Origin of the sequence: Sphingosinicella flava (genome assembly GCF_016025255.1) — a bacterium.
In the GTDB taxonomy this organism is placed as follows: Bacteria; Pseudomonadota; Alphaproteobacteria; order Sphingomonadales; family Sphingomonadaceae; genus Allosphingosinicella; species Allosphingosinicella flava.
The window spans coordinates 681,005-699,272 of the sequence record NZ_CP065592.1 but is presented as its reverse complement, the minus strand read 5'-3'; the positions used below and the strand labels follow the sequence as shown (position 1 = coordinate 699,272).

Below are 18,268 nucleotides of genomic sequence, written 5' to 3'. Positions count from 1 at the left end.
GCCGCTGGCGCGGCCGCGTTTCCGGAAGGGCTGGCGGAGAGAGTGGGATTCGAACCCACGGTGAGCTTGCACCCACGGCGGTTTTCAAGACCGCTGCCTTAAACCACTCGGCCATCTCTCCGTTGAGCTCGCCTTAGTCGCGAAGCGGCCCGGCGTGCAAGCGGCGCGACGGAACCGCTGTTGCGCCCCATGCGATTGTGTCACACAAAAGGCGTAAGACGAGGGAGCGTGTGATGCGTATCATTGGGACTTTGGCCGTCGCGGCATTGGCCTTGGCGGCTCCGGCAAGCGATCTGGCGGGGGAGGGCGCCGCGCTGGCGCAAGCCTCGGGGCTTAGCCAGGCCGGTTTCCAGGCCTATCTGCCCCAATTGCGGGCACAGGCGCAGGCGGCGGGCGTGTCGCAGGCGACGATCGCGAGCGTCTTCTCGAACCTCCAGTTCAGCCCGCGCACCGTAGAGCTCGACCGCGCTCAGCCGGGCGGCACGGCGGGGAGCAGCGCGATTCCCGCCTTCGCGCCCTATGAGGCCAAACATGTCAGCGCCAACCTCATCGCGCGCGGCCAGCAGCGTTATCGCGCCAATCTCGCCCAGCTCCGCACCATCGGCGATCGCTATGGCGTCGACCCGTCGGTGATGATCGCGATCTGGGGGCACGAAACCAGCTATGGCGCCGTCACCGGCGACTTCGACCTTTTGAATTCCCTCGCCAGCCTTGCCTATGAAGGCCGGCGCCGCGAGCTGTTCACCGACGAATTCATCGCCACGCTGAAGATGATGGACCGCGGCTTTTCGCGGGGCGAATTGAAGGGCAGCTGGGCGGGCGCCACCGGCTATCCGCAATTCCTGCCCTCCGTCTACCTCCGCCTCGGCGCCGACGGCGACGGCGACGGGCGCGCGAACATCTGGTCGAGCCAGCTCGACGCGCTCGCCTCCATCGCCAATTATTTCGACAATGCGGGGTGGAAGCACAATCTCACCTGGGGCTTCAAGGTCAACGTGCCGTCGAGCTTCAGCCGCGCCGGGCTTTCGAGCGAACTCACCTCGCCCCGTTGCCCGCGCGTCCACGAGCGCCACACCAAATGGCTGACCGCCGCCGAATGGCGCCAGCGCGGCATCATGCCCCAGGCGGGCGCCTGGCCGGTCGCGGACAATGAATTGGTCAGTCTGCTCGAGCCCGATGGCCCCGGCAAGACCGCCTATCTTCTCACCACGAACTACCGCACGATCCTCGACTATAATTGTTCGAACTTCTACGCCTTGTCGGTCGGCCTCCTCGCCGACGCCGTGAAGCGCTAGCCTAACCAAATCCTACCCGTTAAGACTAAGGAAAGTAGATTCTGGGCCGGTCAGGCAAAGAAGGAGTGTAAAGAACGATGCGTAAGGCGCTGTTATTGGCTGTTTCGGCTGCGGCTCTCACCCTTCCGGCCATCGCCGCCGCGCCGCCTTTCGATACGCCCGCGCCCGTCGCTTACCTGAAGGATCTCTCGTCCGGCGCAATCCTCTACGCCAAGGATGCCGACCGCCGCATCCCGCCTGCCTCCATGGCGAAAATGATGACGACGCACCTCGCCTTTCATCTCATCAAGAAAGGCGAGATCAAGCTCGATCAGATGTGCCAGGTCCGCCCGGAAACCTGGCAGCAATGGCACGGCCCCCAGGCGGGCTCCACTATGTTCCTCTCGCCCGGCGAGCAGGTGAGCGTGCAAAACCTCCTCCATGGCATCGTCACGCTGTCCGGCAACGACGCCAGCGTCGTCCTCGCCGAATGCATCGCCGGCACCGAGCCCGCCTTCGCGGCGCTGATGAACCAGGAGGCCAAGCGCCTCGGCATGACGAACAGCAATTTCGGCAACTCGAACGGCTGGCCGGACGAGGGCGTTACCTATACCACCGCCCGCGACCTCGCCCGTCTCGCCGAAGCGACGATCGAGGAGACGCCGGATCTCTACAAGGCCTTCTACCAACAGGAGAGCTTCACCTGGGGCAAGACGATGGGCAGCGGCCAGGCGATCACGCAGGGCAATCGCAACCCCTTGCTCGGCAAGGTCCAGGGCGCCGACGGCCTCAAGACCGGCCATACCGAGGAAGCAGGCTACGGCTTTACCGGCTCCGCGCTCCAGAACGGCCGCCGCCTCGTCATGGTCGTCGCGGGCCTTACCAGCTTCAACCAGCGCATCGACGAATCCGTCAAGTTCATGAACTGGGGCTTCCGCGCCTGGAAGGGCCAGCCTCTGCTCAAGAGGAATGAGAAAATCGGGACCGCTCAGGTCCAGCTCGGCGACGAAAGCGAGGTGGGCCTCGTCGCCCCGCGCGACATCGCCGTCACGCTCCCCGCGGGCCTGATGACCGGCAATATGCGCGTGAAGGTCGTCTATAACGGCCCGGTCAAGGCGCCGATCCAGGCGGGCCAGCACATCGCCGATCTCGTCGTCGAAACCGGCGATACCCAGCCGCAGGTGATGCCGCTCGTCGCCGAAAAGGCAGTGGGCGAAGCGGGCTTCTTCGGCCGCCTCTGGGCGGGCCTCACCGGCCTCTTCGCCTGAGGTGAGCGCGCGGGGGCGCTTCGTCACGCTGGAAGGCGGGGAGGGGGCGGGCAAATCCACCCAGCTGAAGCGCCTCGCCGAGGCTCTCCGCGCGCGCGGCTTGGAGGTCGTCGAGACCCGCGAGCCCGGCGGCAGTCCCGGCGCCGAGGCGATCCGCGCGCTCCTCCTGCAGGGCGAGGAGGACAAGTGGACGCCGGAGGCCGAAGCCCTGCTCTTCGCTGCCGCCCGGGCCGACCATGTCGCCAAGACCATCAAGCCCGCCCTCGCGCGCGGTGCCTGGGTTCTCTCCGACCGCTTCGTCGACAGCTCGATCGCCTATCAGGGCGGCGCGGGCGGTTTGGGGAAGGGCGCCATCCGCGCCCTCCACGATTTCGGCAGCAGGGGCTTCCTGCCCGATCGCACCATCCTCCTCACCCTTCCGGCGGAAGCCGCCGCCGCCCGCGCCAAGGCCCGCGACAATGGCGCCACCGACCGCATCGGCGCGCGGGACGAGGCCTATCACGCCACAGTCGCGAGTACGTTCGCCGGGCTAGCGGAGGAGGAATCCGAGCGTTTCCGCATCGTCGACGCATCGGGCTCGATCGACGAAGTCGCAGCGAGCACCCTCGCGGCGATCGAGGATCTCCTGTGAGGTTTGCCCAATCCCGTTCGCTTCGGGCGAAGTCGAAAAGCGCTGTCACCAACACCTCACTCGCGCTTCTCGACTACGCTCGAAGCGAACGGGTGGGGATGAGGGGGGAAGCAGAATGACCCCCCTTTACGGTCACACCGAAGCCGTCTCAGCCTTCCGTAAAGGCCTCGCCACGGGCCGCCTCCATCACGCCTGGCTACTCACCGGCCCCGAAGGCATCGGCAAGGCGCTGTTCGCGGAAAAGGCGGTGCTTCGCCTGCTGGCGGAAAAGGCCGGTCCGCCCGTCGACGCGCCCGGCCTGGATGTTCCGGACAGCCATCCCATCGCGCGGCTCGTCGAAGCGGGCAGCCATCCCGATCTGATGCGCCTCGAACGCCTCCCCAAGGACAATGCCGGCGAACTCGCCCGCAGCATCACCGTGGATCAGGTGCGCGGCCTGCAGCGCCTGTTCGGAACGACCGCCTCCTTTTCCCCCTGGCGCGCCGTCATCGTTGACAGCATCGACGATCTTGAACGCCCGGCCGCCAACGCGCTCCTCAAGAATTTGGAAGAGCCGCCCGCCAACAGCATCTTCTTCCTGGTGAGCCACGCGCCCGAGCGTTTGCTTCCCACCATTCGCTCGCGCTGCCGACAGATGCGCTTTTCGCCGCTGGAAAAAGACGCCATGACGTCAGCCTTGCGCACGGTTCTCCCGGACGCGGACGACATCGAAATCGACGCGCTTGCGGCGGTGGGGGAGGGAAGCCCGGGCCGGGCCGTCGCGTTTCGCGGTCTCGACATCGACGCGCTCGATACGGCCATGATCGCCCTTGCCACCGAAGGCGATCCCGTCAACGCGCGGCGCGTTGCGCTCGCCGCCAGCCTCTCGCTCAAATCCGCGCAGCCGCGCTACGAGGCGTTCCTCTCCCGCGCGCCGTCCTTCATCGCGCGGGTCGCCAAGGAACGGCGCGGTCCCGCGCTTGCTCAAGCGCTCGGCTTGTGGGAAAGGGCGGCGGACCTGGCGGGAAGCGCGCAGCGCCTCTCCCTCGACCCGCAAAGCGTGGTGTTCGAGCTTGCCGGGATGCTGGCAACCCTCGCACCGAAACCGGATCATGGCTGACCCTTTCTACATCACCACGGCGATCAATTATCCCAATGGCCGCCCCCATATCGGCCACGCTTATGAAGCCATCGCGACGGACGTTATCGCCCGCTTCCAGCGCCAGATGGGCCGCGACGTCTTCTTCATGACCGGCACGGACGAACATGGCCTGAAAATGGCCCAGGCCGCCCGCGACCGGGGCATATCGCCGCAAGAGCTTGCGGATGAAATGTCATCTCTTTTCAAAGAAATGGACGATAAACTTCACATTTCCTATGATCGCTTCATCCGCACCACGGAGCCCGCGCACCACGCATCGGTGCAGGAAATATGGCGCCGGATGGAAGCGAGTGGCGACATCTATCTCGATCGTTACGAAGGCTGGTATTCGGTTCGCGACGAGGCTTATTATGACGAGAAGGAGCTGACCCTCGGCGAGGATGGCGAAAAGCTGTCGCCCCAGGGCACGCCTGTCGAATGGACGGTCGAGGAAAGCTGGTTCTTCCGCCTGTCCCGATATCAAGACCGCCTGCTGGCCCATTATGCCGCGAACCCGGATTTCATCCGCCCGGATTCCCGGCGCAACGAAGTCGTGCGCTTCGTCGAGGGCGGCCTTTCGGATCTGTCCATCTCCCGCACCAGCTTCGACTGGGGCGTGAAGGTGCCGGGCAGCGATAAGCACGTCATGTATGTGTGGGTCGACGCGCTCACCAACTATCTCAGCGGTCTTGGATTTCCCGACGAAGAAACAGAGGTTTATAAAAGGTTCTGGCCAGCCGATGTGCACATCATCGGCAAGGATATCGTCCGTTTCCATGCGGTCTACTGGCCCGCCTTCCTGATGTCCGCCAAGTTGCCGCTCCCGAAACAGGTCTTCGGCCACGGCTTCCTCCTCCATCGCGGCGAAAAGATGTCGAAGTCCATCGGCAATGTCGTCGATCCGATGGAGATTGCCGAAGCGTTCGGCGTCGACCCGCTCCGCTACTTCCTCCTGCGCGAAGTAACCTTCGGCCAGGACGGCAGCTACAGCGCCGAAGCCATCGTCAACCGCGTCAATGCCGATCTCGCCAACAGCTTCGGCAATCTCGCCCAGCGCACCTTATCCTTCATCGCCAAGAATTGCGCAGGCGTGGTACCGGCCGGGGGGAAGGGGGATGCCGCCGACGACGCGCTCTTGGGGCAAGTATCGGAAGCCGCGGCCGAAATGCGCGCCGCCTTCGGCGAGCTGGCCCTGAGCCAGGGTATCGAGGCGTGGCTGAAGGCGGTCTTTGCCTGCAACCAATATATCGACGCCCAGGCGCCTTGGGCACTCCGCAAGTCCGATCCCGACCGCATGACCGCCGTGCTCGGCACGCTCTACGTCGCGATCCGCGACCTCGCCATCGTCATCGCGCCGGTCATCCCGTCCTCGGCCGCGAAATTGCTCGACCAGATGGGCATCCCGGCGGAACAGCGCACCCATGATGTCATCGGCGACCGCGGCGGCATCGAAGCCCTCGCCGCCTCGGGTTTTCGCCTCGCCGCGCCCACGCCCATCTTCCCAAGGCTGGAACTGCCGGTAGATGACGACGCCTGACCTCACAACTCACACCCCAATTCGTTCGTCCCGAGCGAAGTCGAGGGACGCTGGCACGATCCCATCACTCGCCTCTCGACCTCGCTCGAGGCGAACGGGAAGGGGTAGGCTGAGCTGACATGTTCATCGATAGCCACTGCCACCTCAATTATAAGGGCCTGGTCGAAGACCAGCAGGGCGTCCTCGCCCGCGCCCGCGCGACCGGCGTCGAAACCATGCTCAACATCTCAACCCGCGCCAGCGAGTGGGACGATGTGGTCGGCCTGGCGGAGCGCGAACCCGACGTCTGGGCCTCAATCGGCATCCACCCGCACGATGCCGACACGCACCCCGACGTCGAAACCGCCACGCTCGTCGAGCGCGTCCGGCATCCCCGCATCGTCGGCATCGGCGAAACCGGCCTCGATTTCTATTACGACAAGTCCGACCGCGACCGGCAGCGCGCCAGCTTCCGCAACCACATCGCCGCCGCCCGCGAAACCGGCCTGCCGCTTATCGTCCACACCCGCGAGGCGGAGGAAGATACCGCCGCGATCCTCGGCGAAGAAATGGGGAAGGGGGCCTATACCGGCGTCATCCACTGCTTCACCGCCAGCGCCGATTTCGCGCGCAGGGCCCTGGAGCTCGGTTTCTACATCTCCATCTCCGGCATCGTCACCTTCAAGAATGCCAGGGATCTCCAGGACACCGCGCGCTGGCTCCCGCTCGACAGGCTGCTGATCGAGACGGATTCGCCCTTCCTCGCGCCCGTCCCGCATCGCGGAAAGCCGTGCGAACCCGCCTTCGTCGCGGACACCGCAAAGTTCCTCGCGGAGTTGCGCGGAGAGACGCTTGAGCAACTATCCAGCGCCACTAGCGCCAACTTCCGCAAACTTTTCGCCAAGGCGACTGCATGAAGGTCCGCATCCTGGGCTGCGGAACCTCTTCGGGCGTGCCGCGGGTTGGGAATGATTGGGGCGCCTGCGATCAGGGCAATCCGAAGAACCGCCGCAGCCGCGTCTCGATCCTCGTCGAAAGCGACGGAAATCCGCCGATCCTGGTCGACACCAGCCCCGATCTTCGCGAACAATTGCTGGCCGCGCGGGTCAACAATGTCGCGGGCGTCATTTGGACCCACGACCATGCCGATCACTGCCACGGCATCGACGACCTCCGCCAGCTCTTCCACGCCTGCGGCGCCCCGGTGGAAGGCTATGCCCGGCCCGATACGCTGGCTGCGCTCCGTCACCGTTTCGCTTATGCATTCGAAGGGAAGGGGGGCTATCCCCCGGTCGTGACGGCGAACGATCTCCCCAGCCGCCTGGCCCTCGGCGGTGTCGACGTCCGCGTCGTCGACCAGCCGCATGGGGAAATCACATCCGCCGGATTGCGCTTCGACTTGGATGGAAAATCCATTGCCTATGCGACGGATTTCAACATCTTAACCGATGACATGCACAATTTATATGAAGGCGCGGACCTCTGGGTCGTCGACGCCTTGCGCCGTCATCCGCACCCGACCCATCCGCATCTCGAACAGACGCTCCGCTGGATCGAAGAGCTGAAAGTCGGCCGCGCAATCCTCACGCACATGGATCAGTCGATGGATTACGAAACCCTCCGCAGCGACCTGCCCGCGAATGTCGAGCCCGGTTATGACGGCCTGGAGATCGTCTTGTGAGCGCCAACGACAGCGCCAACGCCGTCTATATCCTGCTGCTGCTGATGCTGATCGGCAGCGCCTTGTTCGCGCGCCAGATCCCGATGCGGAGCGGCCTCAAAATGGCTTTGGGTTGGCTCATCATCTTCTTCATCGCCTTCGCGGCCTTCACGCTTCGCGACGATTTCCGCTCGTTCGGCAATCGGTTGAGCGCCGAGTGGAATGGCGGCGCGGTCCAGCAGGGCAAGGAGCTCCGCATCCCGCGCGCCGACGACGGCCATTATTGGATCGAGGGGCGCCTCAACGGTCAGCCGGTCCGCTTCCTGGTCGACAGCGGCGCCACGATCACCAGCCTCAACAGCGTCACGGCCGCCCAGGCTGGTGTCGAGCTGTCCGGCGGCTTCCCGGTCGCCGTCGAAACCGCCAACGGCACCGTCACCGCCGACCGCGCCCGCGTCAAACGCCTCCAGATCGGCGAGATCGTCCGCGAGGACTTTCCGGTCCATGTCTCCGAAACCTTCGGCGACACCAACGTCCTCGGCATGAACTTCCTGTCGAGCCTGTCCAGCTGGGGCGTCGAAGGCACCTGGCTCGTCCTCCGGCCATGACGGACGAAAACTCATGGCACACCCGACCACCATCGCACCGCCATCGCCATCGCATCGCCATCGTAATCACACCAGCTGCCTCAAACATCAGCATTTAACATAATGTATATTATCGGACTTAAAGAATGAACGAATTGGACGAATTACGGGGAACTTCCCTGCCGGAACTTGTACGAATTATGGCGCGATTGCGCGATCCGGAAGCTGGCTGCGCATGGGACCGCGAACAGACGTTTGAAACCATCGCGCCTTATACGCTTGAGGAAGCCTACGAAGTCGCCGATGCCATCGATCGCCGCGACATGGCCGCGCTCAAGGACGAACTCGGCGATCTCCAGCTCCAGGTCGTCTACCATGCGCGTATCGCCGAAGAAGCTGGCACTTTCACGCTGGATGACGTGATCGTCGGCATCTGTGACAAGATGATCCGCCGCCACCCGCATGTCTTTGGCAATGCGGCGGAAAGTCCCGGTTGGGAAGCCTTGAAGGCCGAAGAGCGCGGCGGTCATGACGATAAAAGTGCGCTGGCTGGCGTCGCGCTTGCGCTCCCGGCTCTGAAACGCGCCGAGAAGATCCAGCGCCGCGCCGCGCGGGTCGGTTTCGACTGGCCTGACGCTAGCGGCCCGCGCGCCAAGATCGATGAGGAACTGGCTGAAATCGAAGCCGCTGGAACGGCTGATGAAAGAATTGCCGAGGTCGGGGATCTGCTCTTTTCGGTGGTCAACTATGCTCGCCATCTCGGTATCGATCCCGAAGCTGCATTGCGGGACGCCACGGCACGCTTTGAACGGCGCTTCCGCAAAGTGGAAGATATGGCAGAGAAGCCGTTGTCAGGCCTTAATATCGATCGGCTCGAAGCCCTTTGGCAGAAGGCGAAGGCGGCTAGCTGATTACTGGGCGTAATTGGCCTGAAACCGGGCCCAATTCGCGCCGGACAGGCGAACGCTCAGTCCGACGTCCAGATTCTCATGCACTTGGTTCAACACCTCGCCATTGGCGTGGAGCCAAGCGATCGCTTCGCCGGCGGATACGGGCAAAGTGATGTCATATACCGATGCCCCCTCCCGCAGGCGCTCGGCGCCGAGCGTCAAGAGATCGTCCAGGCCTTCTCCAGTAAGCGCTGAAATCGCCACGATATTTTCACGGCGCCGGGCTTCTTCGCGAACCCGCGACGCTTCCTGCTCATCGAGGCTGTCGATCTTGTTCCAGGCTTCCAGGATCGGAGCCCCCTCCTCTCCCGCCGCGCCGATTTCCTCTAGAACATCCTCGACATCCTGCCGCTGCGCTTCGCTGTCAGGATGGGAAATGTCGCGGACGTGGATGATGAGGTCGGCCGAAATCACCTCCTCCAAGGTTGCACGGAAGGCGGCGACGAGCTGAGTCGGAAGGTCGGAAATGAAGCCCACGGTGTCGGACAGGATCGTCTTGTCGATCCCCGGAAGGCCAATCTCCCGCATCGTGGGATCGAGCGTCGCGAAGAGCAAATTCTCCGCCATCACGTCAGCGCGGGTCAAACGGTTGAAAAGGGTCGATTTCCCGGCGTTCGTATAACCAACAAGGGCAATGATCGGCCAAGGCGCGCGCTGGCGGCGGGCGCGATGAAGGGTGCGGGTGCGCGTCACCTGCTCCAGTTCCTTGCGGAGCTTCGCCATGCGATCGCGGATTTGGCGGCGGTCGGCTTCGATTTGGGTTTCACCCGGTCCGCCAAGAAAGCCGAAGCCACCGCGCTGGCGTTCGAGGTGGGTCCAGGATCGGACGAGGCGGCCCGCTTGATAATCGAGATGGGCAAGCTCGACTTGCAAGCGCCCTTCCGCCGTCGCGGCCCGTTCCCCGAAGATTTCGAGGATTAAGCCGGTCCTGTCGATGATCTTGGCATTGATCGCTTTTTCCAGATTCTTCTGCTGGATCGGAGTTACTGCGCCATCGATGATGACAAGCTCCGCTTCGTGCATGCGAGCAGACTGAGCGATCGTCTCCACCTGGCCCGAACCGAACAAGGTGGCGGGTTTTGCCCCACGGATACGGAAGGCCAGTTTTTCGATGACATCGATGCCAATCGCCTCAGCCAGCCCTGCCGCCTCAGCCAAACGCGCATCGGTGTCGCGCCGCCCCTCCCCGCCCATTTCAGGCAGGGCGACGATGGCACGGGCGCCGCGGGCAACGTCGGCAGATTCGTCGCGGTTGAAGACGCTCAGGCGCTTACTCCTGCGTTTCGGCCTGCATCAGGCTGACTGGATTTTCGGGCTGAACCGTCGAGATGGCATGCTTGTAGACAAGCTGTGCCATGCCCTCGCGCTGGAGGAGCAGGCAGAACAGGTCGAAAGCCGCGATCTGCCCTTGAAGCATGACGCCGTTCACCAGGAACATCGTCACTGGTTCGTCCGCGGCGCGGATCGCGCCCAGGAACACTTCCTGAAGCTGGGTCGGCCGCTTCGTCGCCGCGTTCTCAATGAAGGGACGCGTAATCTCTTCCAACTCCATCGGCTGCGAAGGCATGATGGTGGAAATGGCATGTTTGTAGACGAGCTGGGCCTGCCCATCGCGGCGCAGCAAAACCGAAAAATTGTCGAACCAGGTGATGATCCCCTGCAATTTCACGCCCTTGACGAGGAACATCGTTACAGGCGTTTTCGAGCGGCGCAGGCTGTTCAGAAACATATCCTGCAAATTGTTGGGCTTATCGGCCACTTTTGTTCTCCTTATCGGGGCCAGTGCTAAACGGTGCGCCGGGGAGGTGCGCGCGTGTCGTAAATGATAAAATCAGGCGCGGCTTTCAAGCCGCTTCATGCGGCTATTCCGAAGTTTCGGTCTTACCGTCTGAAATGCCGAGCGCCTTCAATTTCCGGTGTAGTGCCGAGCGCTCCATGCCGATGAACACGGCGGTGCGGGAAATATTGCCCGAAAAACGCCGGATCTGGATACGCAGATATTCGCGTTCGAACGTCTCGCGCGCTTCTCTCAGCGGCGTGCCCATGATCGCCTTCACCGCTTCATTGGGGTTGAGCTGGGCCTGTTCGCTGATGATTTCCGGCGGCAGCATATCGATTTCGATGCGGCCGATCCGTGCACCGGGTGCCAGGATGATCGTACGCTCGACGACGTTGCGGATCTGCCGGACGTTGCCGGGCCAGTCATAAGCCTGGAGCGCCGCCATGGCGTCATCGGATACGGTGGGCGTCTTCAAACGCTGATCGGCCGCGTAGCGGGCGACGAAATGGTTGACGAGCTCCGGAATATCCTCACGCCGCTCGGCCAGAGCGGGCAAATGAACCGGCACCACGTTCAGCCGATAGAAGAGATCCTCGCGGAAGCGGCCTTCCGCAATTTCGTCCGACAGCTGACGCGCGGTGGAAGAAACGACACGCATGTCGACTTTTACGACGCGCTGGCCGCCGACCCGCGTGAAGCTCTGATCCGTCAGGACGCGCAGGATCTTCGCCTGAGCCGGCAGCGGCATATCGGCGATTTCATCGAGAAACAGCGTGCCGCCATGGGCCTGTTCGAGCAGGCCGGGTCGAGCCAGCTCACCACCCTCCTCGACACCGAACAGCTCCTCTTCTACGCGTTCTGGAGTCATGCGCGCGGCGCTGACGACGACGAACGGCCCTTGCGCCCGCATGCTCCAATTGTGGAGCAGTCGCGCCGCGACCTCCTTCCCTACCCCGGCCGGCCCGGTGATGAGTACCCGGCTTCCCGTGGGAGCTACACGCTTCAGCGTGGCGCGAACCGTGTTGATCGCAACGCTCGATCCGGTGAGCTCGGTTTCCTGCCCGATCTGGGCGCGCAGTTCCTGGTTTTCGCGGCGCAAGCGATCGGTTTCAGTGGCGCGGGCGACGAGATGCAGCAGGTGACCCGCCTCGAACGGCTTCTCGATGAAATCCGCGGCGCCCTGACGGATGGCGGCGACGGCTGTGTCGAGATTGCCATGCCCCGAAATCATCAGCACCGGCAGGCTCGGGTCACGGCGCTTGATCTCCTCGAGGAGCTGAAGGCCATCCAGCTTCGACCCATGCAGCCAGACATCCAGCAGGACGAGCGAGGGGCGCCGTTCGGCCAGGGCTGCCAGCGCTTCGCTGCTGCTGGCTGCGCCGCGGGTCGTATAGCCTTCATCCTCCAAGACGCCCGCGACAAGCTCACGGATGTCCCGTTCGTCGTCGACAACAAGAATATCCAATGCCATTAGTTATTTACCGCTTCTTCTGAATGTACCGTATTCATACCGGCCAAGGTAGCCATATCGAAGACCAACCGGACACGCGTGCCGCCCGTATCCACATCCTCGAATTCGATGCTGCCGTAATGCTCCTCGACGATCTTCTTAACGATCGCGAGCCCCAGCCCTGTGCCCTTGACGCGCGTGGTGACATAAGGCTCGGTAATCGTGCTGCGTTCGGTTGGGAGGCCGACGCCGCTATCTTCCACGACGATGTGCAGCTGCCCCGCAATTTCACTGATCGTCATGGCGACACTCTGTGCGCTGGTGTCTCCATCTTCCCGTTTCTGTTGAATGGCTTCCACGCCATTCTTCACGATATTCGTAAGGGCCTGACCAAGCTGACGGCGGTCGCAGACGAGGATTGGAGACGGGTCCGGAGCATGGAAGGCGAAGTCGATGTCGGGATGCGCGACTTCGTGCAGGAACAGCGCATGGCGAGCAATGTCGGCAACCGGTTCCGCATGAAAGACGGGCTTCGGCATGCGGGCGAAGGATGAGAATTCGTCAACCATGCGGCGCAGGTCGCTCACCTGACGAACAATGGTGCTGGTCAGGCGCTCGAACGTACCGTCATCCGACGTCACTTCCGAGCCATAGCGCCGCTGCAAACGTTCGGCGGCGAGCTGGATTGGGGTGAGCGGATTCTTGATCTCATGAGCGATGCGCCGGGCAACGTCGGACCAGGCGGCGCGGCGCTGGTCGAGCAATTGTTCGGTAATGTCGTCGAAAGTGATGACATGGCCGCCTTCGACCCGGACGCGCTTTACAGCCAGCGTACGCAGCTCCCCGCCGGAAGCGAGCTGGACGATGTCCTCACGATGCTCGCTGTCAAGCTGCGCGTCGAGCTCGGGCGCCAATTCCGAGAGCCGCTGGCCGACCGCGGCGCCCACGGGGGCCTTCAACAATGCCTCGGCCGAGCTGTTGATAAGCCGCACCTTGCGGTCCGTATCGACCGAGATGACGCCTGCGGTCACGCCCGACAACACCGCTTCGATGAGCGCCCGGCGGCTTTCCAATTGACTGTTCGCCGACACCAGGTCGCGTGTCTGCTCCTCCAGGCGCCGCGTCATGCGGTTGAAGGCGTTACCGAGCGTTCCGAGTTCGTCTCCGGCGGCGTCGGATGGGACGCGGGTCGACAGATCGCCGCCCGCAACCCTTCGCGCCGCATTGACCAATTGCCCGACCGGCCGGACCAGCCTGTCGGCAAGAGCGAGAGCGATCCAGATCGTCAAGGCAACGATCAGCAGGGAAATCAGGAACAGCAGGATGTTGAAGCGGACCTGCAAGGTACGGGACCGCGCCAATGTCTCCTGGTAATCACTGGCCGCGGAACGGGCCTCGTCGATCTGCTTGATCGCTTTCTGGTTCACGAAGCGAGAGATATAAAGATAGACTTCCTGTTCGGGATCGAGCCGCACCACCGCTTCCACCCGGTCGCCCACGTCATTGTTGACGACACGAACCCCGCCCTTGCGAAGTTGGGAAAGGGTTTCCGGCGGTATGCGCCGTTCCAGCGGACGGTCATCGAGGTTGACGAACGCCCTCAACTGCAGCTCGCCGGCACTGGACACCGTGACGACCGCCATCTCGGACAAATCCCGGACAACGGCCTGATAAAGAAGGTAATCCCCGAACTCGACGGTATCCAGGCCATATTGATTGATGGCGCCCACGACATCACCCGACGCCGCCTGCACGTCACGGAAGATGCGATCTTTGTTCTCCGCAGAATAGACCTGCGCGACATTGTCCGCATTTTCGAGGATCGTTCGCGCCTTGTCCGAAAACCAGAATTGAAATCCGCTTTGGAAAAGGAGCGAGGCGAAGATCACGACCATCAGGGTCGGAACCGTGGCGATCACGGAGAAGAGCGCGACAAGCCGGACGTGCAACCGGCCGCGGCCGCCAACCGGCGAGCGGGCCGCCCTGCCCTTTGCGAGCCGGCGCGCCACCAGCACCATCAGCGCCGTGGCTGGAACGAGATTCGCGACCAGGAGGGATGCGACCAACGGTGGAGACAGCAAGTCGTCCGAAGCGCCGCCACTCGTCACGAAATAAGTGACGGCCAGCATCGCGACCAATGCGACCAAGGTTAGGATTTCGAAAATCGGCACCAATCGCGTGCGCCGATAGAAGACGGCGATACGCCGCTGCCACCGGGGCCTGGAATCGGTCATGATCGGTGATTCCGCATTCACGCTTTCTGCCTAGCACGACCTTGTGGCAGAAAGAACACAGTCTTTTTCAGCGACTGTATCGTTTCGGCGCTGAAAGCCGGCGCTTGGGCTCAGGCGGCGGCCTTCGTCAACCAGGGAGCGTAGAAATCGCGAAGCATCGCTTTTGCGACTTTGGGGTCTGCTTCCTTATTGAAAGCATTGCGGAATTCCGCCGAGCCATGAAGGCCGCGCGTGTACCAGCCGATATGCTTGCGGGCGACATTGGCGCCGGTTTGCGCGCCATAGAGTTCCAGCATGGCGTCATATTGCCGAATGATCACAGCATATTGTTCATCGATCGACGGATCGGCCCTGCGCTCGCCGGTTTCCAGCCAGTGCATGACCTGCCCCAAAAGCCAGGGCTTCCCATAAGCACCGCGCCCGATCATCACGCCGTCGGCACCCGATTGCGCGAGCGCGGCTTCGGCATCGTCAATGGAATTGATGTCGCCATTGGCGATCACGGGTAGGGAAACGGCGTTCTTCACCTTGCGGATGAAGGCCCAATCGGCCAAACCCTTGTACATCTGGTTGCGGGTACGACCGTGGACGGTGATCATCTTCACGCCCAGATCCTCGGCGATCCGGGCGAGTTCCGGCGCGTTGAGGCTATCATGGCACCAGCCCATGCGCATTTTGAGCGTAACAGGCACCTTTACCGCCTTCACCGTGGCATCGATAATGGAAGCAGCGAGCTTCAGATCGCGCATCAGAGCGGAACCGGCGTCGCCGTTCACCACCTTCTTCACCGGACAACCCATGTTGATGTCGATGATCGCAGCCCCGCGATCCTCATTCAACTTGGCGGCTTCGGCCATCTCGACCGGAGAGCATCCGGCAAGCTGCATCGACACCGGATCTTCCACCGGATCCCAGGCGGCTTTCTGCAGCGACTGGCGCGTTTCGCGAATCATCGCCTGGCTGGCGATCATTTCCGTGACGGTCAGGCCCGCGCCATATTGCTTCACCGCCTTCCGAAAAGGGCGATCGGTGACGCCCGTCATCGGCGCCAGAATAACAGGCGCGTCGATCCGGACCGGGCCGATGGAGATGGGCGAAAGGCGGGGCATAATAAGCGGCTGCGGCCCTTACCCTTATTCGCTCTGGCGGGCAAGGCTGGGCTGGGCTAGGGCGCCGGTATGAGCAAAAGGGGCAAGACGATCGCACTCGTCGTGGCGGCCGGCAGCGGCAGCCGCGTGGGGAGCGATGTGCCCAAGCAGTATCGCACGATTGGCGGCAAGCCGGTGCTCAATCATGCATTGGCGCACCTCGATCACCCGCTGATCGACGCCATACGCATTGTCATCGCGCCGGGCCATGAAGGGCTATTTGAGCAGGCTGTAGGAAGCGGCTCCCTCCCCTCCCCGATTATCGGCGGGACGACGCGGCAGGAATCCGTGCGCAACGGGTTGGAGCAATTGGCTCTGGAGGGCGGCGTGGATACCGTTCTGATCCACGACGCCGCCCGCGCCTTTCTTTCCGGAGGGGTCGTGGATCGCCTTCTCGCCGCGCTTGACGACAGCGACGGCGCCGTGCCCGTCCTGCCCGTCGTGGACACGCTGGCGCGCGGCGGGCACGATCTGGGCGACACGGTGAATCGCGATGAGATCGTGCGGGTGCAGACTCCGCAAGCGTTCCGCTTCGGTGCGATACTGGATGCGCATCGCCGCTGGGCCGGCGCGGAGGCCACGGACGATGCCCAGGTCGCACGCGCGGCGGGTTACAGGGTGGCGACGGTCGAGGGAGATGAGGGCTTGGCAAAGCTCACTTATGCCAGCGATTTTGCGCAAGCCGAGGCCCGGCTTTCCTCCGCAATGCTGAGCCGAACCGGCCTGGGCTTCGATGTTCATGCTTTTGCAGAAAATGAGGAATTGTGGCTGGGCGGCGTGGTGATCCCGCATTCGCGCGGTCTCGCTGGCCATAGCGACGCCGATGTCGTGCTCCATGCATTGACCGATGCCCTGCTCGGGGCTGCGGGCGAAGGGGATATCGGCGATCATTTTCCTCCGAGCGACCCGCAATGGAAGGGCGCCGCGTCCAGCCGCTTTGTCGAGCATGCACGTCACCTGATCGAGACGAATGGCGGCATCATCGATCATGCCGACATCACCATCATCTGCGAAGCCCCGAAAATCGGCCCGCACAGGGACAGGATCCGGCGGGTCGTCGCAGATCTGTTGCGGCTGCCCTTGCAGAGGGTTAGCATCAAGGCGACCACCACGGAACGCCTGGGCTTTACCGGCCGGGGCGAGGGCATCGCGGCCCAGGCCGTGGCCACCATTCGCATGCCAAAGGACCGATGATGAAGGCGCTGATCGCCGCCGCAGCCTTGCTCACGCAGCAGCCGGGCTTTTCGCCGCCTCCCGCCAAGCCGTGCTTGGCCCAGGCCGAGGCGGCGGACCTCGGCGCTTATTTCATGCCCGCCTTGATTGATGGCGCGGCACGGAAATGCAGCGCCGTGCTTCCGCGCGGCGCTTTCCTGGCCGGACCCCATCGCGCGCTTTCGGAGCGCTTGCGCCAAAGCAATCAGGGGCGCTGGCCCCGCGCCAAGGCGGCGATCGAAAAGGTGCAGGGGCAGAAGCTGCCGAGCCTGTTCGGGGAAGAATTTACCCGGAAGGCCGCCGAAGCGACCGTCACCGGAATTGCACTTAAGGAAATCGAAGCGAAGGATTGCGGCACGGCGAGCGAATTGCTCGGCGCCGTCGCTCCCCTTCCCGCTGAAAATTTCGGGCGGCTTTTCCCGCTGCTGATCGAAATCGGCGCGAAGAATGACGAACGCGCGCCGTTCCGTATCTGTCCGAGAGCGGCATGAGCGGCGACGCGCTCTTACCGGCCGAGCTTGTCGACATGGCCCGCAAAGTGCTGGAGGCGAACCGCGCTGCGGGCCGCCGCATCGCGGTCGCTGAAAGCTGCACCGGCGGTCTGGTGAGCGCGGCGCTCACTGAAATTGCCGGATCGTCCGACATATTTCAGGCTGGCTTCGTCACCTATTCCAATGACGCCAAGATGGAGATGCTCGGCGTCAGTGAAGATGTGCTGTCGACGTTCGGCGCCGTGTCGGTCGCGACGGCGTGGAGCATGGCGCAGGGCGCGTTGGCGAAGAGCGGCGCCGACACGGCGGTCGCAATCACTGGAATTGCCGGCCCGGGCGGCGGCAGCGAGAAAAAGCCGGTCGGCACCGTCATCTTTGCCCGCGCCCGCCGTGACGGCGAGCCGGATGAAGTGGTCGCCGACAAGCAGGAGTTTGGCGACCTTGGCCGCGCGGGAGTGCGGCTTCAGGCGGCGCTGTGCGCGCTGGAGCTGCTGATGCCCGGCGCCTTGCCGTCCGCGCCGTAAAGCGCCGCGGCCCTTTCCTCGAACGCGAAGATCATGCGGCGCAAGGCACGGTCGAATACCTGTCCCGCCAAGGTTTCGAAAATCCTGGATTTAAAAGCGAAGTCGACACAGAAATCGACATCCGTGCCGCCCTTCCCATCCGGCGTGAAGGTCCAGTCGTTCTTCAGGAATTTGAGCGGACCTTCGACATAATCGACGGTTATGGCACGGGGCCGTTCCTTGTGCACCCGCGACGTGAAGGTTTCCTTCAGGGCGGCAAAGCCGACGACGAGATCCGCGATCATCTCCGCCTCGCTGTCGGATCGAATGCGGACCGCCGCAACCCAAGGCAGGAACTCCTGATAGCTTTTGACGTCCGCTACCAGATTGAACATCTGATCGGGCGTATAGGGCAGGTTCCGCTTTTCGGTATGGCGAGGCATC

The 18,268-nt window shown here is 63.3% G+C and carries 18 protein-coding genes and 1 tRNA gene; 12 read left to right on the top strand and 7 right to left on the bottom strand.

Translation table 11 applies throughout. The annotated features are described in order from the left end of the window. Positions 1 to 31: 31 nt before the first annotated feature. A tRNA-Ser gene (locus IC614_RS03680) sits at positions 32 to 121 on the bottom strand. 112 nt (positions 122 to 233) lie between these two features. Between IC614_RS03680 and IC614_RS03675 the strand changes: the two genes are divergently transcribed. The 9 genes from IC614_RS03675 to mazG all read left to right on the top strand — a co-directional run bounded on the left by IC614_RS03675 (position 234) and on the right by mazG (position 8,967). Beyond that, positions 234 to 1,295: a lytic murein transglycosylase gene (locus IC614_RS03675; RefSeq protein WP_200972418.1), complete on the top strand. Its 1,062-nt coding sequence runs from the start codon at positions 234 to 236 to the stop codon at positions 1,293 to 1,295. 77 nt (positions 1,296 to 1,372) lie between these two features. Then, on the top strand, positions 1,373 to 2,542 hold the full coding sequence (locus tag IC614_RS03670) for a D-alanyl-D-alanine carboxypeptidase family protein (protein WP_200972417.1): 1,170 nt from the start codon (positions 1,373 to 1,375) through the stop codon (positions 2,540 to 2,542). 1 nt (position 2,543) lies between these two features. After that, entirely contained in the window at positions 2,544 to 3,173 is a 630-nt protein-coding gene (gene tmk / locus IC614_RS03665; RefSeq protein WP_200972416.1) for a dTMP kinase, read from the top strand. A 115-nt stretch (positions 3,174 to 3,288) separates the two neighbouring features. Further along, positions 3,289 to 4,272: a DNA polymerase III subunit delta' gene (locus IC614_RS03660; protein WP_200972415.1), complete on the top strand. Its 984-nt coding sequence runs from the start codon at positions 3,289 to 3,291 to the stop codon at positions 4,270 to 4,272. Continuing rightward, complete coding sequence (metG, locus tag IC614_RS03655) at positions 4,265 to 5,830, top strand: methionine--tRNA ligase (RefSeq protein ID WP_200972414.1); 1,566 nt, start codon at positions 4,265 to 4,267, stop codon at positions 5,828 to 5,830. The genes IC614_RS03660 and metG overlap by 8 nt, the downstream gene beginning before the upstream one ends. Before the next feature lie 119 nt (positions 5,831 to 5,949). Continuing rightward, positions 5,950 to 6,726: a TatD family hydrolase gene (locus IC614_RS03650; RefSeq protein ID WP_200972412.1), complete on the top strand. Its 777-nt coding sequence runs from the start codon at positions 5,950 to 5,952 to the stop codon at positions 6,724 to 6,726. Continuing rightward, positions 6,723 to 7,490: an MBL fold metallo-hydrolase gene (locus tag IC614_RS03645; protein ID WP_200972410.1), complete on the top strand. Its 768-nt coding sequence runs from the start codon at positions 6,723 to 6,725 to the stop codon at positions 7,488 to 7,490. The genes IC614_RS03650 and IC614_RS03645 overlap by 4 nt, the downstream gene beginning before the upstream one ends. Further along, positions 7,487 to 8,077 carry a retropepsin-like aspartic protease family protein gene (locus IC614_RS03640; RefSeq protein WP_226372715.1) on the top strand — a complete coding sequence of 197 codons (591 nt, stop codon included), beginning with the start codon at positions 7,487 to 7,489 and terminating at the stop codon, positions 8,075 to 8,077. The genes IC614_RS03645 and IC614_RS03640 overlap by 4 nt, the downstream gene beginning before the upstream one ends. Before the next feature lie 125 nt (positions 8,078 to 8,202). Beyond that, positions 8,203 to 8,967: a nucleoside triphosphate pyrophosphohydrolase gene (gene mazG / locus IC614_RS03635; RefSeq protein WP_200972408.1), complete on the top strand. Its 765-nt coding sequence runs from the start codon at positions 8,203 to 8,205 to the stop codon at positions 8,965 to 8,967. Here the strand turns inward: mazG and hflX are convergent, their stop codons facing one another. From hflX to dusB, 5 genes are all read right to left on the bottom strand, one after another. Next, positions 8,968 to 10,272, bottom strand: a complete 1,305-nt coding sequence (gene hflX / locus IC614_RS03630) for a GTPase HflX (RefSeq protein ID WP_200973079.1) — start codon at positions 10,270 to 10,272, stop codon at positions 8,968 to 8,970. Positions 10,273 to 10,276: 4 nt separating this feature from the next. Continuing rightward, positions 10,277 to 10,765: an RNA chaperone Hfq gene (gene hfq, locus IC614_RS03625; RefSeq protein WP_200972406.1), complete on the bottom strand. Its 489-nt coding sequence runs from the start codon at positions 10,763 to 10,765 to the stop codon at positions 10,277 to 10,279. Between the two features lie 103 nt (positions 10,766 to 10,868). Continuing rightward, entirely contained in the window at positions 10,869 to 12,257 is a 1,389-nt protein-coding gene (gene ntrX / locus IC614_RS03620) for a nitrogen assimilation response regulator NtrX (protein WP_200972405.1), read from the bottom strand. After that, complete coding sequence (locus tag IC614_RS03615) at positions 12,257 to 14,470, bottom strand: sensor histidine kinase (RefSeq protein ID WP_200972404.1); 2,214 nt, start codon at positions 14,468 to 14,470, stop codon at positions 12,257 to 12,259. Before IC614_RS03615 ends, ntrX begins: the two co-directional genes overlap by 1 nt. 110 nt (positions 14,471 to 14,580) lie before the next feature. After that, complete coding sequence (gene dusB, locus IC614_RS03610; protein ID WP_200972403.1) at positions 14,581 to 15,579, bottom strand: tRNA dihydrouridine synthase DusB; 999 nt, start codon at positions 15,577 to 15,579, stop codon at positions 14,581 to 14,583. Between the two features lie 69 nt (positions 15,580 to 15,648). Here dusB and IC614_RS03605 point away from each other — a divergent pair, with 69 nt between their 5' ends. From IC614_RS03605 to IC614_RS03595, 3 genes are read left to right on the top strand one after another with little or no spacing between them, the layout of a single operon-like run. Further along, positions 15,649 to 16,812, top strand: coding sequence for a bifunctional 2-C-methyl-D-erythritol 4-phosphate cytidylyltransferase/2-C-methyl-D-erythritol 2,4-cyclodiphosphate synthase (locus IC614_RS03605; RefSeq protein WP_200972402.1), 1,164 nt, complete (start codon positions 15,649 to 15,651; stop codon positions 16,810 to 16,812). After that, the gene (locus tag IC614_RS03600) at positions 16,809 to 17,321 is read left to right on the top strand and encodes a hypothetical protein (RefSeq protein WP_200972401.1); all 513 of its coding nucleotides are present in this window, start codon (positions 16,809 to 16,811) and stop codon (positions 17,319 to 17,321) included. The genes IC614_RS03605 and IC614_RS03600 overlap by 4 nt, the downstream gene beginning before the upstream one ends. After that, positions 17,318 to 17,845, top strand: coding sequence for a CinA family protein (locus IC614_RS03595; RefSeq protein ID WP_200972400.1), 528 nt, complete (start codon positions 17,318 to 17,320; stop codon positions 17,843 to 17,845). The genes IC614_RS03600 and IC614_RS03595 overlap by 4 nt, the downstream gene beginning before the upstream one ends. Here the strand turns inward: IC614_RS03595 and IC614_RS03590 are convergent. Further along, positions 17,785 to 18,267, bottom strand: a complete 483-nt coding sequence (locus IC614_RS03590) for a type II toxin-antitoxin system RatA family toxin (protein WP_200972398.1) — start codon at positions 18,265 to 18,267, stop codon at positions 17,785 to 17,787. The two genes, IC614_RS03595 and IC614_RS03590, sit on opposite strands and share 61 nt — an antisense overlap. Position 18,268: the final 1 nt, after the last annotated feature.